Here is a 14,982-nt window from a genome sequence, read left to right as displayed (position 1 = left end):
AAGGCTGGATCTTTATGATCCAGCCTTTCTTATTAAAACCACTTTGTCAGCCACGCGATATAGTAGGCCCCGGGAATAAACATGAGCTGGGCGAGGAGTGTGCCCGCCACCCTTGATGTGACCATTGTGACAGAGGTCCATTTTAAATAGATATAGCTTCGTTTTCCTTTTGCCACATCATCAGCAAGAACGGATACCTTAGGATCAACAAAAATAGCCAGCAGCATCGTTGCAATTCCGTTGATCAAACCCGAAGCCATGACGGCTGTCGTGCTGCGCTCCGGCGCCAAAAGGCCTGCGTATAAAGCCGAAAGCACACCAATCGTATAAATCGATGTGATCAGCATGTTGATGACAAACAAACGCTTCGGAATCAAGCGCATATGAAATCCTTTTACATATGAAATGGACGGCAGACGCAAATAGGAAAGGGCATTTTTGAATCCTTGTTTCGAGAATCCCTTTCGGAATACTTGAAAAACGGAGCCGCCGCCGCCCGCCAAGTGAATAATCGCCCGTGAAAAAAGAGCGACAAAAGACGGGAGCAGGATAATGCCCAAAATGGTGCCGACTGTCGATCCGAAAATTAAAAAGCGGAACTGCTCCCCTACAATCGCCAGTGCGTTTTTTCCAGCATCATCAATTAAATGCCCAGTAAAGGGCTGCTGCACCATATTCGACATTCTGGATACGATGACCATGACATTAAACAGAGAAAGCGCGGACGCAATAAATCCAACGCGAGCTCCGGAAAGCCTTGTCGCATAGGCTAAGGTTTCTATCGAGTGAATCAGCAATAAAAAACAAAAAATAAAAAGTACTTGTGTTGTAATGACATGCACGTTATTCTTCCTCCAATTTCATCCTAGAGATAAGACTGGAAAGAAGACAAGGAGGTTTCAGTACGATGTGTTTTTTGCAATAAAAAAACCGTCCGGCGTACGCCGGGCGGTTTGTCTTATTCTTTTCTATACGCAAATAAAGATTATATCATCCGCCAAGTCAGGCGGGTTAGATTCATAAAGCATTGTTCCGAAGAATCATTCTGGAAAGTAAACACCATGGAAATTTCTTGAACACAAGACAACGAAAGCCCTACCTCTCAATCGTCACTGCGGCTCCGAAGCCGCGCCGGTGTGAATTGTAAAACAAAAAAGTCTTTTTTCCATCTCATCGTTAGGGGCGATTTGTTATGAAGGAAAAGAATAAGGGCAGCTGGTTATGCTGCTTGGGAAGCGGTAAGCTTCTCTCTCAAAACAGAAAAAAGAAGTTTACTTTCTTTTTTATTTGCTTATTTTTCTTACTAGCTATTCATAATAACATATCGCCCCTGAAAACACAAATTTTTTATAGTTCGAGTGAGACCGGTGTTTTCTCCCCGGCATTCATTAATCTGATATCCTCCGGTTCAATTTCAAGAATCACCAGATTCGGATCATCCTTGCCGTCAAACCAGCGCTCTAATTTGGAACTCCATATTTTGTCCTTGAGTTCTGCCGAATTGTTGATCTTTGCTTTTCCGGCAACTTCGACATATGCGTCGCCAAAACCTTCACAATCATAGCCTAATAAAATGTGGACATTGGGGTTGTTCTCAATTTCTTCCGCTTTATGAGTTTCCTTGCTTGTCGGTGTGTAAATCGTCAGCCCGTCATGGAAAAAAGTCATGTAGCGGGAATGCGGTTTGCCCTTTTGAACTGTTGCGAGCGAACCTACTTTATGGTGATCTAGAACATCAAGCACTTTTTGTTTAATGTCTTGCTGATTCATCTCGAATCACTCCTTTTTAACGTCTCCGCTGTTACTTTTCCACATCCGGGGAAGATTTAAACAAGAAAGTGTGCTCTTTATTTTTCGCCTTCCCATTCACGCTTTAACAGACTGTAGTAGACGAGGTCGTGATGCATGCCGTTTACGTATAAGCCATCCCGTGCCTTTCCTTCCTCTAGAAACCCGATCCGCTCCGGAACCGCTCTGCTTTTTTCGTTTCCGACAGCCGCACAGATCGCCACACGATTCAGCTCAAGCTCTTCAAAAGCATACGTAATGAGTTTTCGGCAGGCAGCTGTAATAATGCCTTTCCCTTCAAATTCTTTGGCAATCCAATATCCGATTTCCGCCTTACGATTCACTTGATCAAGGTTATGCAGGCTGATCATGCCGCATAGGCTGCCGTCATAAAGGAGACCCGCCTCAATGCCGTTCAGGTCGGCATACTGGCGCCGCCAATCTGGAATGATTGTTTCTCGGTACGTGTCAGCGCTGCTTGGATTTTCCGCAAAAAACAGCCACTTGCCAAGCCGCTGCTGATTTTGGATAATGAGTTCGGCCAGCCGCTCCGCATCCTTCGGCTCCAATAATCGGATGGTGATGTGCTCATTTACCTTGCAAGTGAACATTGCCTCGCCCTCTTTCCTTTTTTACCCATTATAGCGATGATTCTGTTTTTTTCAATACAAAAAGGATGGGCTGTTAAGCCCATCCTTATATTCTTGGATCGGTAAAGATATCATGTTTATCCGTGCTCGTCGATGACATTTCCGTCACGACGGCACCTTCTTCCCCGGCCTGGAACCAATGCTTTGTGTTTGGTGGAATCGTGTATTGCCCGCCCGGTTCTAGCTCAATTTCGTGCCAGACCGTATAGTGTTCTCTGTCTTCCTGAGGAGGGAGAACTTTTGGAAGCGGCGTTTTTTCTCCTTCTACGTAAAGATACACTTTTCCGTAGCGGCAGCGGAAGGTCTCCTGCTTGCCTTCCTGGCCGTCGACCGGTGGATGGCGGTGTTCCGGGCAAGTCTGTCCCGGAAACAGCACCAATTCCTTTGAACAATAACGGTCTGTATTGACGTAGACGAAGAGCTGGAGCCCGACTTTTCTTTCTTTTCCTAAGCCGTAATCCATCAGCTGGATTTGGTCTACTTCCTCGTCCGTTAATACAATCCCTGCTTTTTGATAGTAGCTGTTCACTTCTTCTTTCGTGATGCCCATATGTCTCACTCCCTCTTATGTCGTCACAAAGTTTCCGCCGTTGACATGCAGGGTCTGACCTGTCATGTAAGAGGACTCATCTGATGCCAGAAGCACATAACAGCCGACGTGCTCAACAGGCTGTCCAGGACGGCCCATCGGCGTATCTTGCCCAAATTGAGCAACTGTTTCTTCAGGGAACGTAGCTGGGATTAGTGGCGTCCAAATTGGACCCGGCGCGACTGCATTTACACGGATGCCGTCTTTGACAAGCGCCTGCGCCATTGTTCTTGTAAAGGCATTGATCGCCCCTTTTGTCGCTGTATAATCAATCAGTGTCGGGTTCCCTACGTACGGGTTGATGGATGTCGTATTGATGATGGCGCTGCCCGGTTTCAGGTAATCAATTGCTTTTTTAGTCAAATAAAATTGAGAATAAAAATTTGTTTTGAATGTGCGGTGAAGCTGTTCGCTCGTAATATCTTTGATGCTTTCCTTCGGGTGCTGTTCACCTGCATTGTTGACAAGGATGTCAAGGCCGCCTAGTTCCTTGACCGTTTTTTCAACCGCTTCATTGCAGAATTCCTCTTCACCTACGTCACCAGCAATCAGCAGGCATTTTACGCCTTCTTGTTCAACACGTTTCTTCGTCTCCTCAGCGTCTTCATGCTCATCCTTATACACAATGGCGATGTCTGCGCCTTCCTTTGCGTAAGCGACGGAAACCGCGCGTCCGATCCCGCTGTCGCCGCCTGTAATAAGAGCTACTTTTCCTTTTAATTTGTCTGCTCCTTTATAATCCTCGTACTCATACACCGGACTTGGATTCATTTCGCTTTCAATTCCCGGCTGGCGACTTTGAGTTTGTGCCGGCAGTTCTTTTGGATAATTTGCCATGATGATTCTCCTCCTTTGTTTTCATGTCTATTTGTTGTGTACCTCACACACTCTTTGGATAAACATGGCTTGGCACCTTCGCATTGCTTTATCAGAAAAATGTTTCACATGGAACGCTGAGAGGAAATTAACTCAAAAAGGGGGTTGGTTGCTGAATGATTAACATGCTTTCTAGAAGATTCAGCAGGCCAAAGGGCGTCATCGGCATGATTGCCGGGTACATCATGGCTGCTGAAAATCAAACACTGAATCAGTGGACAATCAATCAGCTGGGTATCACGCGCGGGGACAGCATTTTAGAAGTCGGGTTTGGCCCGGGATACTGCATGCAGCAGATGCTGAAACGCGAGAAGGATGTTCATCTTCATGGGATTGATGTATCAGAGGCCATGCTGAAGCTGGCCGCCCGCAGAGTGAAACCAAAGGGCGTACGCCTGATACAAGGAAGCATCGAGACATTTCCTCTCCCCGCCTCGTTTTATGATAAAGTGATTTCCGTTAACAACTACACCATTTGGAATGACCAAACAAAAGGCATAAAACAGATTTATCGGGCATTAAAGCCAGGCGGCAAAGCAGCCATTACGATGCAGCCGCGGGAAGCGGATGCCAGTCCTGAGAAAACCAAATCATTTGGAAGACAGATGATTGCTGACTTTAAAGCAGCCGGCTTCGAAGACATTGATATACAATTTAAGAACATTAAGCCTGAGCTTTCCGTCTGTGCAACTGCAAAGAAGCCCGCCACATAAAGTGGACGGGCTTCTTCTTTTATGAATGTACAGCCTGATTGCGCAGGACGTCTTTTTTCACCTTGCCAAGGTTGTTTTTCGGCAGTTCGTTAACAAATTCAACTTCAGGTATTTTGTAAGCGGACAGGCGTTCTTTACAAAATGCGATGACATCCTCTTCCGTGATGCGCTGGCCGCCATTTTTCACGATAAAAGCTTTCGGTTTTTCACCGTAAAGCGGGTCAGGAATACCGACCACAGCCGTTTCAAGGATTCCCGGGATCTGCTGGATAACTTCTTCAACCTGATCAGGATAGACGTTATCGCCTCCGTAAATAATGACATCCTTGTAGCGTCCCGTGATGAAAATAAAGCCATCTTCATCTACATATCCTGAATCTCCGGTTCTAAACCATCCATTTTGCAGCACTTTCGCTGTTGCTTCAGGATTGTCTTCATAGCCTTTAAATAAGAATGGAGTATGAACAACGATTTCGCCGATTTCTCCTTGAGGAAGTTCTTCTCCGGTCAGAGGATCTTCCACTTTGACTTTAACACCTGCCACAGGTTTTCCTGCAGATGCCGCTTTATCCATTCCCATATCAGGCGTCCATGTGCTGATGCCCCAAGCCTCAGTACTTCCATAGCCATGCGCAAGCGGAATGCCAATATCAAGATAGCGGCTTATTAGGCTGCTCGGCACTTTTGTTCCGCCTGTCATTAAAATAACAAGCGAAGATAAGTCAGTTTGGTGCTTTTCCCACGCCTCAAGCAAATACGTGTAGAACACAGGAAGAGCCATCACGGTCTGAATCTTCTCTTCTTCAATGACCTTCAGCATGTGAACAGGATCTTGATCCTTTGTAAACACAAATGTTGTTTCTGCAAACGTTCCAAGCATGATGCAAATGAGCGCACTCGTATGATAAATCGGATGGCACGCGAGAAAACGAAGGCCCTTCATACGTGCTATTGAGCTGTTGGATTTTTTAACGTATCTGTATATGCCGCCATGTGTAATCATGCATCTTTTCGGGTTTCCCGTTGTTCCAGATGTAAACATCAGAAGTGCTGTATCATCAGGTGAAACCATTTCCGTCTCTGGCAAATGATCAGGACCTGCAAACAGCGCTTCAAATTCAGCAGATGTTTCGTAAGCTGTTCCTGTTTCCATTGTTACACACAGTGAGGACAATTCAGGAAGAACTTCATCCAGTATCTCTTTAAACTCCGCTCCGTAAAACATCGCTTTTGGTTCACTTGCTTTTAAAATGCCTGTCATTTCATATGGTTTCAGCTGCCAGCTGACAGGTACGACAACAGCACCTATTTCAAGTGCGGCGAACATAACAGTTGAGGCGGGATGGCCGTTTTTGCAAAGCAATGCAACACGGTCGCCCTTTTGAATTCCTTTTTGAAGCATGGCATTCGCCAGCTGATTAATCCGTTTACGGTAACCTTTATATGTCAGTGTATGGTCTCCGCTTTTTACAGCCTCTATTTCTTCGCTATTCGGCATGTCATGCAGAATCAGATGCTGTAATGTTTCCATATCGTCATCTCCTATATTCTCTTGAATCTTCAATAATTTGTTAGATTTTCTTCCTTACCTCACCCATTTTAACCCAAAAAAGATAACTTGTAAAACTATTTCATTTTGGAATTATTCCAATACTGAATGATAAAATAGTCCCACATTTTCTTATTTTGTTCCCCATCCACAGAAAAACACACGCCAAATTTTTGACGTGTGCCATGCAGGTTTACAGTATGTTTTTTTCTTTCATCCATGTGAAAAATATGCGGTTTAACCGCTGATACAATTCTTGTCCTCCTTCTTCCTGAAACCCCGCCATGCTTTCTCCGCTCTCGATAATTGCCGAGCTGATCGCGCTTAAAATCTCCGAGCCTTCAGCAGATAATGAGCCAGGCGCCATCATGACGAGAATGCGTGTCATCCTGAGGGTATTTCCGTCCATGCCATCCACTTCATAGGGGGTGCTGAGATCAAACATTTTGAAAAAAGGCAGGACGATTTCATCATTTTTGAGATGATAAAGCGCCATGTTTGTTCCGGGGATTCCCAATCCCCCTTGTTTCTCCCGCTCAGCCAGGCAAACCGCGGCTTTTTCCGGATCACGGATCAGGCCATCCTTCTTCAGCTGTTGAAAAAGCTCTAGCAGAAGCATGCTATGGTCCGGGTTTGTTTTGAGTTGAGCTAGCGTAAAATGGCGCAGAACATCTTGGATAACTTCCATATACCGCCCTATGCTTTCCGCCGCCTCCAGCATGTCAGGTACATCAGCTTGCTGCGCCTCTTCCTTCGAGCTTCTTTTTTTGTTAAGAATAAGGGGAATCTTCCGCTTGATATACTGCTTGACCTGGTTTGCGTCTTCCTCATTTAATAGTGGGCTGACCATGATGTAATCAATGTTTTCATAAGGAATCGGTACAGTGGACACAATCATATCATAGGCTTGAACATCCTTCCCCTTTAGCTCGATCAGAGATGACATATCAAACGATTCAATTTCCGGCAGCTCTTTTTTCAGTCTGGAGGCAAGCATTTTCGAGGAGCCGATCCCGCTTGAGCAGACGACAAGCGCTTTCACTTTTGCTTCTTCTTTTTTGATTTCAAGAGCCGAGCCAAAGTGAAGAACGATAAAAGCGATTTCATCATCAGAAAAGGACATGCCCGGAAAATACTTTTCGACACCTTCTTCGATCGCCATATAAAGCAGAAAATAATCGCGCTTGATCTGTTCCTTCATCGGATTGTATATCTCAATATTTTCTTTTATGCGGCTGACGGCCGGCTCCAAATGGGCAATCAAGCCTTCATATAAAGAGTAGTTTTTCGTCAGATCCATTCTGATTTTGTCTGAAATAAAAGCAATGAGCCGCTTTGTTTGCAGGGCTGTTTCCAGCTCAATTTCCTGCGCTTTGTATTCTGTTTTGTATTTTCGATTGGCGCTTCGAAGATGGATTGTAATATAGCCGACCTCCGCCTCTGGAATCGTCACGCCGAAGGCACGTTCAAGCTCGCCCGCGATTTCAAGAGCGGAGCTGTATTCCTTCGCATTCATCAGTTCCTCAAGCTCATTTTGCTCCATGGTGATAGTTTCCCCAAGCTTAATTCGTTCGATCGCATACGTCAGATGGACGACGAGCGCTATATAGGAGCTGTCGGACAATGAAAAAGCGATTTTTTCTTTGAGCTGAAATAAGATGCGCTCCATTTTTAACAGCTCACCTTTGCTGACAACCCCGAACATTTTCTCTGAAGAATCGGTTTTTCCTTTGATGTTTAATTCAACCGCTTCCAAAAACATTTGGATGTCGAGACGGTTCACAATCAAGTTGCCGACAATTTTCCGTTTCGCATTCTCCGGCCCTATGAGCTGGATGCCAAAACCTCTTTTGCGGATCAGTGTCAGTCCAAAGGGAGAAATCCACTTCTCGAGCTCATCTAAGTCATAGCTGACCGTGGCATTCGTCACCTGGAGATCATGAGCAAGCGTGTACAGTTTGACGGGCTCCTGAGACTCTAATAACGAACAAAGAATGAGCAGTTTCCGTTCGTCGGCGCTGTATTCATGCTGTTCATATGATAAATCAGTAAGCAGCTTTTGTTTACCCTCGGGACTTCCCACTGCTTTCAACCCTTTACCGGGCTGTTTATCTAACGTAAGCCCCACGGTTTCCATCAGCGGTTTAATTGATTTGAGTTCCCTGTGAATGGTTCTCGTGCTGACTTGCATCAGCTCAGCAAGCTCAGTTACGGTTATATATCTGTTTTGTAATAATAAGTGCTTTAACAGCTTTTGTTCTCTGGCAGTCATATACATAAAAAAGACCTCCTAGCCAATCTTGATGTGCGGATGAAGTCGCAAGGAGATGCAGTAGAGGATATAGAGAGGTTTCCTTTTAATATAAAACGCTTTCAAGAAAGAATCAATCACTTATAAATGGTAATTTGGCACTAAGCGGTGTGACAATATTGAAAAAGCATCAGCTGGTAAACTGATGCTTTTTATGGAATATCGTAACCCTGTACGGCTGTAAAAATGCGGAACCATTGATCCTGGTCAAGCTTGTATGACAACGCATTTATCGCGGCGGAAATCCGCTCGCGCTTTCCGCTTCCGACAATCGGCATGATGCCGGCCGGATGCGTATACAGCCATGCGTACATCACCTCGTCCAATGAAGCGGCGCCGATTTCCCCTTGGACGGATTCAAGCGCCGTACGGACACGTCGGTCTTTATCCGTGTTTTCAGTGAATACTTTGCCGCCTGCCAGAGGCGACCAAGCCATCGGCGGAATCCGTTTTTCCTGGCACAGGTTCAAAGTGCCGTCGAGCATATTTTCTAATTCGTATGCGGAAAGCTCAATCTGGTTGGTTACGAGCTTCTCAGGCAAATATGATTCCAGCATCCGATACTGGTGATCTTTAAAATTTGAAACGCCAAAGTACCTGACCTTGCCAGAGCATTTCAAGGCCTGAAACGCCTCTGCTACCCCCTCCGGATCCATGAGCGGGTCCGGTCTGTGAATCAAAAGCATATCGATATAATCCGTCCTAAGGTTCATAAGCGATTGCTCAACGGATGCCAAAATATGCGATTTGCTTGTGTTATAATGATGCGATCTGTGAGCGGGCCGTTCAGGCGATTCAAGAACGATACCGCATTTTGTGACCAACTCTATGTTTTCTCTTAATCCAGGCGAAAGGGCAAGGGCGTTTCCAAACAGCTTTTCGCACGTATAGCCTCCATAAATATCCGCATGATCAAAGGTCGTGATGCCGTGATCGATACACCATTCAATGAGGCTTAGAAGTTCAGCATCTGAATAGTTCCATTCATTCAGCCGCCAAAGCCCGTGTATGACTCTTGAAAATTGAAGATCCTCCGCCAATTGAATACGCTGCATGCAAAATCCCTCTTTTCTTTGTATAAACCGGGTTTTGCCCCCTTACTAGTTCATTCGGCCTCAGATCCCCTTTTTCCTTTCGCTCCTTTTAAAAAGACATTTTAATTCGATTGAAATTGCTTTTTCGCTTTCTCAACGACATAGTGGCTGCCGCCGCGGTCCTGCACATTTTGGATCATCATGGCGACAAGCAGGTCTTTGTTTTCGTAATCGTAGCCGACAAACCAGCCATTTTCCGTGCCGTCTTTATCATCTTTTGATGTTTTCAGCTCGGCTGTTCCTGTTTTTCCAGCCACTGTGATTCCTTTCACGACAGGCTGATACGCTGATCCGCGCTCATCTTCCACAACGCCTTTCAGACCTTTTGTAATGTCTGCCGCTCCTTCCTTCGTGACCACTTGCTTGTGCCAAACATCAGCTGTTTGTGAATCTTTTTTGATCAGCGTCGGTTTGACAAGGTCTCCATTGTCAACAAATGGCGTGTAAGCAGTTGCCAAGTGAAGCGGAGACATTTGCATTTGCCCTTGTCCGTAGCCTGTATCCGCAAGCAAAATGTCTGAATCAAGCTTGTCATTTGCAATAGACGATTTCTGGATCGGGAATTCGTACGGAACGTCCTCTGAAAAACCGAATGTCTTCAAGCCTTTTGTAAAGGTGTCCGCTCCCATATCAAGCGCATTCTGGGCAAAATAAATATTGTCTGACGTAATAAGGGCGTTTTCCAAATCGACTTGTTGAAGTCTCTCAGACACACGTGTCACTGAATAGCCGCCCCAGCTTGAATCTTTTTGCCACTCCTTGCCTTTGATTGTTTTCTTCTCATCGGCTTTAAGGGTGCCGTTTTTGATTCCAATAGCAGCCGCAATCGGTTTAATGGTAGAACCTGGCGCGTATGTCTTATTGAATTTCGCTGAAAACGGATTGTTTTTATCTTTGTTTAGCTTTTTCCATTCCTTATCGCTCCAGCCGAAAATAAATCCGTTTGGATCGTAGGAAGGCGCGCTGACAAGGGCGAGTGTTTCGCCTGTCTTCGGCTGCAGCGCGACTGCCGCCCCGCTGTCATCCTTCAGTTCATCATACAGCTTCATTTGCGTTTTGATATCAATTGTGAGGTGAAGATCCTCGCCGTCCTTTGCTTTCTTTTCAGCGATGACTTCCCCGGTTTGCGGCACGTAGATTTTCCAGCCAGTTGTGCCTCTTAGCTTGTCTTCATACACATTTTCAAGTCCGGCGATACCGATGTTAGACGTATCGCTGTACGTTCCTTCTTTCTTTTTCTTCAGTTCTTCCGCTGTAATGGCGCGGACATAGCCTGTCAAATGGGCTGTCTTTTCGCCATACGGATAGTAGCGGGAGCTGACATTCGTTCTTGTTACGCCTTGTAATGACGTCGCTTCAGAAACTAATTTCTCCTGGTCAGGCTTGACCTTTTTGAGCGGCACAAACGAATCGTCTTTTACCCAGCCTTGATCCAGCTTTTTCTTGATGTCGTCTTCAGTCAAATCAAGTTTTTTGGCGAGTTCTTTTATGACTTTCTCTTTTTTATCGCCAAGCTCTCCGGGAACAATTCCAATTTCCGGAACATCTGTATTGACGGCTAAGCCTTTTCCATTTTTATCGTAAATTTGGCCTCGTTTCGGTTCAATGCTCATAATTTGCACGGTTTTGTCGTCAGCCAGCTGCTTGAAAATAAACGATGGGTCCCAATCTATATTCCATGACTCCTCGTCATCTGTTTTTTCTAATTTCAGCACAGCAGTATTCTTGAAGCTGACTTTGCCGGCATTTGTGTTCATGCTGACTTTATACGGGATATGTTTCATCGTCTTGTTGTCTTGATCGTCCTTATCTACTTCTCCCGCAGTGACTTTCAAATTTTTTACGCCGGCCTGCTCATAGATGGCTTTATACCTGTTGACGAAATCTTTTTTGGAGATTTCTTTTTTGACATCTTTAGTCAGGCTTTGATACATGTCATCGAATTGCTGATCGTTCCACTGTTTCACGAATGCTTCCATGCGATCCTCTGGTGAATCTGTTTTGGAGCATCCGATTAACCCAATCAATCCGACGCATAGAAATACTAGTAGAATACACTTTTTTAACATGACTTTCCCCTGCCTTCCACTTGTTATTTTCTCTTAATTGAATTGGTGCGTGCAAGATTTTTTTGAAAATGAAGGAAAAGTTCACCGATTTTGCAGAAATCTCCTATCGTTTGCTGTAGACTATTTGAAAAGACAGAAAGAAGGGATAGCATGGTCAGAGAGGCAGCAATGCTTCACATTAAAGAAGGCCTTGAACAAGAGTTTGAGGATGCATTCCGGCAAGCTGCGCCGATTATTTCCGGCATGAAGGGCTATATCACTCACTCGTTATCAAAATGCATGGAGGAAACGCATAAATATCTGCTTCTTGTGGAGTGGGAAACACTTGAGGACCATACGGAAGGCTTTCGCGGTTCTTCAGAGTATCAAGAGTGGAAAGCCTTGCTTCATCGGTTCTATACCCCGTTCCCGACGGTCGAGCATTTTCAGGATGTGTAATAGATTTATATAATATGAAGTGTAAAACCGATAAGGGAGACAGACCATACAAAAACGGCGGTATAAATATTAAAAGCGCCTGAGCCGTCATTTTCTTTTTTGCGCTCTTCAAGCCCCTGCATAAACATGACCGCACCAAGAAAGACGAGCATGACCGATTGGATTACAGAGGTGTGTTCCGTATAGTTAAAAGCAATAAGCGCCAGTATAATAATGATAACCGCAAAAGACATTTTAAAAATCCGAAACAAAAGGACCATCCTTCCTTATATACGAAATATTGAACGTTATGGCTATATTTGCCTACGCCCTCCATTATTCTAGCGCACTTTGTTTGTCTGTAGAACAGAAGACAGAGAATTTTAAGTTTCTTTTAATATTTCGATCACACATAAAAAACGCGCCTGTCATGAGGCGCGTTTTCTATGAAACTGATAATTCTTTATAGCCTAGCTTGTGAACGGCTTCAGCCATCGCTTGATAGCCTTTGCTGTTCGGATGGACACCGTCAAAGGACAGATATTCCTGTTCTTTGCCTTTGAAGATGCTATAGGCATCCGCGATTTTGACATGGGGTGCTGATGCAAGTGTTTCTAAATGTGAATTAAACGAAGTGATCCATTTGCCGGCGATATCAATTTCGGGAAACGGATTGTATAAGTTGAACACACGAATGGCGTACGGGGAAGGATTTTCTCCTTTAATCTCGGCGACTTTGGCAATCATCTTTTCAAAATTCTCATGGCAATGGGCGGATACACGGCTGAAAATCGTTTCATCCTTAGAGGTTTGGTAGGCTAAGACCGAATCGATGAGATCGTTTCCGCACCCTGTGATCGTTATCATATCAGCATCTCGAATACATTTTTGCACATAGGGATATGACAGGAGTCCCAAAATCTCTTCTGTATTCAGACCTGATCTGGCAAATATGTTTATTGCCGTTCTTGTTTTCAAGTCAGCTTCCATCATGTCCCCAAAACGCTGGACGAAGCCGGGTGAAAACAGCCCGGAGCCTCTCCCTGTCGTCAAGGAATCGCCCAGAGCTGTATATCGAAGCACCATGTTCTTTCCTCCACTCTTGAACGTCGATACGTTAATGTACGCAGCAGAGAAAAGATTGGCTACTTATGTATATCCTATTTTTCTTGAAATCTGTAAAGCGGCGTCCTTCACCTTTTCTGTTAAATAGGGCAGCCTGTCTTCTGTAAATCTCGCTTCAAAGCCTGCAATGCTAATGCCGGCTGCCACCTGGCGCTCATGGTTAAAGATCGGGGCGCCGATCGCCGCCGTATAGTTTTCGAGCTCTGAATAGCTGACAGTATAGCCATTTTGCACAGAGGCATCAATCTCCTGAAGCAGTTTTTCGGGATCGGTAATCGTTCCGGAGCCAATCGAAATGAGCTCGGTTTGTTTGATGTATGCTTCGATTTCTTCACGGGGAAGAAAGGACAGAATGCTTCTGGCGCACGCTCCCGCGTATAGGGGGGAACGCCTGCCGATCGCCGTATACAGCCGCACAGTCTGTGTCCCTTCTATTTTCTCAACGTATATCGCTTCATTGCCGTCCCTCATGATCAACTGCACGGCCTCATCCACTTCCCGGCACAGCTCTTCCATCACCGGTTTCGCTATTTTTCTGATATCCAGCCTGTCAGCGACAAGCTGTCCGAATTCCAAAAACACCAATCCCAGCGAATAAGCGCCGGACGCATCCCGACTGAGGAACCCCATTTCCTCCAAGGAGCTGACCATCCGGTGAACAGAGGTCTTCGGCATTCCCGTCAGCGACACCAGTTCACTTAAGGTTAGGCTTGGTTTATGCAAAAACAAATTAAGCAGCGCCATAGATTTGACTACGGTTTTATTTTTATTCTGCATCATTCATCCCCTTTGCTATGTCAGCCATTCCATCTTCATTCTCGTTTTCAGTTCTTTTATATGCTGTTCCCGTTCTACCGCAAGCGCTTCTGCCTCCTGGAGGGACACAGGCTCAAACTGAACGTGCTCGCCCGGCATGATTTGGGAAACAATCGGAAGATCAGCGGATATGATGTGCGCGATCCTCGGATAGCCGCCAGTCGTCTGCCGGTCTGCAAGCAGGATAATCGGGTTGCCGTCAGGCGGCACCTGAACTGTTCCGAATGAAACCGCTTCCGACACCATCTCAAGCGGGGCCTTCAGTTCGAGCGGTTCTCCTTTGAGCCTGTAGCCCATACGGTCGGACTGCGGCGTGACACGAAATGCTTCTTCATAAAAACGCGTTTTTGATTCTTCTGTGAAAAAGGCAAATTGCTTTCCTTCCAGCACCCGAATGACGGGATTCTTCTTCAATGGCAGAAATCTGCCGCGGCTGACTGACCACTTCGGTGCTGCAAATCCCTGTTTTCCAAGCTGCGAACTTAAGCGAGAAAGGATGGTTTGCGAAAGAGCTGACATCTCTCCAATGTTCAGTTCATCTTCTTTTTGAAGCGCTCTGCCATGAAGTCCGCCAATGCTTCCTCTGACGTATGTGCTTTTACTTTCCATGACGGCAGGCACCTCAATGCCGCCAGCTGCCGCCAAATAAGCACGGCTGCCGAGTTTGCAGGGGCCAAAGCTGACCGTGCTGTTTTCCTTGATGAGCACAGGCTTCCATAAAGGCGCTTCCTCGTCATTAATACGCAGCGTGAAGTCCGCCCCTGTCACAGCAATCAGTGTCTGTTTTGAAAAATGAAACGACGGACCGGGCCCCATCATCGTTATTTCGAGACCTGCTTCATTTTCGCCGTTTCCTATCAACAGATTGGCAATGCGCAGTGAAACCGTGTCCATAGCGCCGCTGGCCAGAACGCCGTATTTTTGGTAACCCGTTCTGCCTATATCCTGAACCGTTGTGAGCAGTCCGGGCTTTAATACTTTCATG

Annotated in this window: 15 protein-coding genes and 1 other RNA gene; 3 read left to right on the top strand and 13 right to left on the bottom strand. The window is 45.6% G+C overall.

Going from position 1 to position 14,982, the window contains the following annotated elements:
• Window positions 1-32: 32 nt before the first annotated feature.
• A complete protein-coding gene (amj, locus tag BSU_04230; protein NP_388304.1) occupies window positions 33-842 on the bottom strand; it encodes a lipid II flippase in 810 nt (269 codons plus the stop codon).
• Between the two features lie 133 nt (window positions 843-975).
• On the opposite strand from amj, the gene bsrC reads away from it, so the two are divergent.
• Window positions 976-1,244, top strand: an RNA gene (gene bsrC / locus BSU_misc_RNA_64) — small regulatory RNA.
• Window positions 1,245-1,347: 103 nt separating this feature from the next.
• On the opposite strand, the gene ydaG is transcribed toward bsrC, so the two are convergent.
• The 4 genes from ydaG to ydaD form a co-directional block, all read right to left on the bottom strand.
• Window positions 1,348-1,770, bottom strand: a complete 423-nt coding sequence (ydaG, locus tag BSU_04220; protein ID NP_388303.1) for a putative general stress protein — start codon at window positions 1,768-1,770, stop codon at window positions 1,348-1,350.
• Between the two features lie 77 nt (window positions 1,771-1,847).
• Window positions 1,848-2,399, bottom strand: a complete 552-nt coding sequence (gene ydaF, locus BSU_04210; protein ID NP_388302.1) for a putative ribosomal protein N-acetyltransferase — start codon at window positions 2,397-2,399, stop codon at window positions 1,848-1,850.
• 85 nt (window positions 2,400-2,484) lie between these two features.
• Window positions 2,485-2,988, bottom strand: coding sequence for a D-lyxose ketol isomerase (gene lyxE / locus BSU_04200; RefSeq protein ID NP_388301.1), 504 nt, complete (start codon window positions 2,986-2,988; stop codon window positions 2,485-2,487).
• 15 nt (window positions 2,989-3,003) lie between these two features.
• Window positions 3,004-3,864, bottom strand: coding sequence for a putative dehydrogenase (ydaD, locus tag BSU_04190; RefSeq protein NP_388300.1), 861 nt, complete (start codon window positions 3,862-3,864; stop codon window positions 3,004-3,006).
• A gap of 206 nt (window positions 3,865-4,070) precedes the next feature.
• Between ydaD and ydaC the strand changes: the two genes are divergently transcribed.
• Window positions 4,071-4,616 carry a putative methyltransferase gene (ydaC, locus tag BSU_04180; RefSeq protein NP_388299.1) on the top strand — a complete coding sequence of 182 codons (546 nt, stop codon included), beginning with the start codon at window positions 4,071-4,073 and terminating at the stop codon, window positions 4,614-4,616.
• Between the two features lie 19 nt (window positions 4,617-4,635).
• Here ydaC and ydaB read toward each other — a convergent pair whose 3' ends face one another.
• The 4 genes from ydaB to pbpC form a co-directional block, all read right to left on the bottom strand.
• Window positions 4,636-6,147, bottom strand: coding sequence for a putative acyl-CoA ligase (gene ydaB, locus BSU_04170; protein NP_388298.2), 1,512 nt, complete (start codon window positions 6,145-6,147; stop codon window positions 4,636-4,638).
• A 211-nt stretch (window positions 6,148-6,358) separates the two neighbouring features.
• Window positions 6,359-8,443, bottom strand: a complete 2,085-nt coding sequence (gene mtlR, locus BSU_04160; RefSeq protein ID NP_388297.1) for a transcriptional regulator, PTS-dependent activator — start codon at window positions 8,441-8,443, stop codon at window positions 6,359-6,361.
• Between the two features lie 185 nt (window positions 8,444-8,628).
• Window positions 8,629-9,531 (bottom strand): putative oxidoreductase, encoded by a 903-nt coding sequence (gene ycsN / locus BSU_04150; protein NP_388296.1) that lies wholly within the window; start codon window positions 9,529-9,531, stop codon window positions 8,629-8,631.
• Window positions 9,532-9,632: 101 nt separating this feature from the next.
• Complete coding sequence (gene pbpC, locus BSU_04140) at window positions 9,633-11,639, bottom strand: penicillin-binding lipoprotein 3; transpeptidase (RefSeq protein NP_388295.1); 2,007 nt, start codon at window positions 11,637-11,639, stop codon at window positions 9,633-9,635.
• Window positions 11,640-11,789: 150 nt separating this feature from the next.
• Here pbpC and yczJ point away from each other — a divergent pair, with 150 nt between their 5' ends.
• Window positions 11,790-12,077: a hypothetical protein gene (gene yczJ / locus BSU_04130; protein ID NP_388294.1), complete on the top strand. Its 288-nt coding sequence runs from the start codon at window positions 11,790-11,792 to the stop codon at window positions 12,075-12,077.
• 5 nt (window positions 12,078-12,082) lie between these two features.
• On the opposite strand, the gene yczI is transcribed toward yczJ, so the two are convergent.
• From yczI to pxpC, 4 genes are all read right to left on the bottom strand, one after another.
• A complete protein-coding gene (yczI, locus tag BSU_04120) occupies window positions 12,083-12,328 on the bottom strand; it encodes a hypothetical protein (protein NP_388293.1) in 246 nt (81 codons plus the stop codon).
• A gap of 172 nt (window positions 12,329-12,500) precedes the next feature.
• The gene (gene lipC, locus BSU_04110; protein NP_388292.1) at window positions 12,501-13,142 is read right to left on the bottom strand and encodes a spore coat phospholipase B; all 642 of its coding nucleotides are present in this window, start codon (window positions 13,140-13,142) and stop codon (window positions 12,501-12,503) included.
• Window positions 13,143-13,205: 63 nt separating this feature from the next.
• The gene (gene pxpR, locus BSU_04100) at window positions 13,206-13,958 is read right to left on the bottom strand and encodes a transcriptional regulator of the pxp operon (IclR family) (protein NP_388291.2); all 753 of its coding nucleotides are present in this window, start codon (window positions 13,956-13,958) and stop codon (window positions 13,206-13,208) included.
• Between the two features lie 15 nt (window positions 13,959-13,973).
• Window positions 13,974-14,981 carry an L-5-oxoprolinase (ATP-dependent) subunit C gene (gene pxpC, locus BSU_04090; RefSeq protein ID YP_054571.2) on the bottom strand — a complete coding sequence of 336 codons (1,008 nt, stop codon included), beginning with the start codon at window positions 14,979-14,981 and terminating at the stop codon, window positions 13,974-13,976.
• Window position 14,982 lies beyond the last annotated feature (1 nt).

This window comes from Bacillus subtilis subsp. subtilis str. 168 (assembly GCF_000009045.1).
Lineage (GTDB): Bacteria > Bacillota > Bacilli > Bacillales > Bacillaceae > Bacillus > Bacillus subtilis.
The sequence above is the reverse complement of the archived record's forward strand: the minus strand, read 5'-3'. Positions and strand labels throughout refer to the sequence as shown.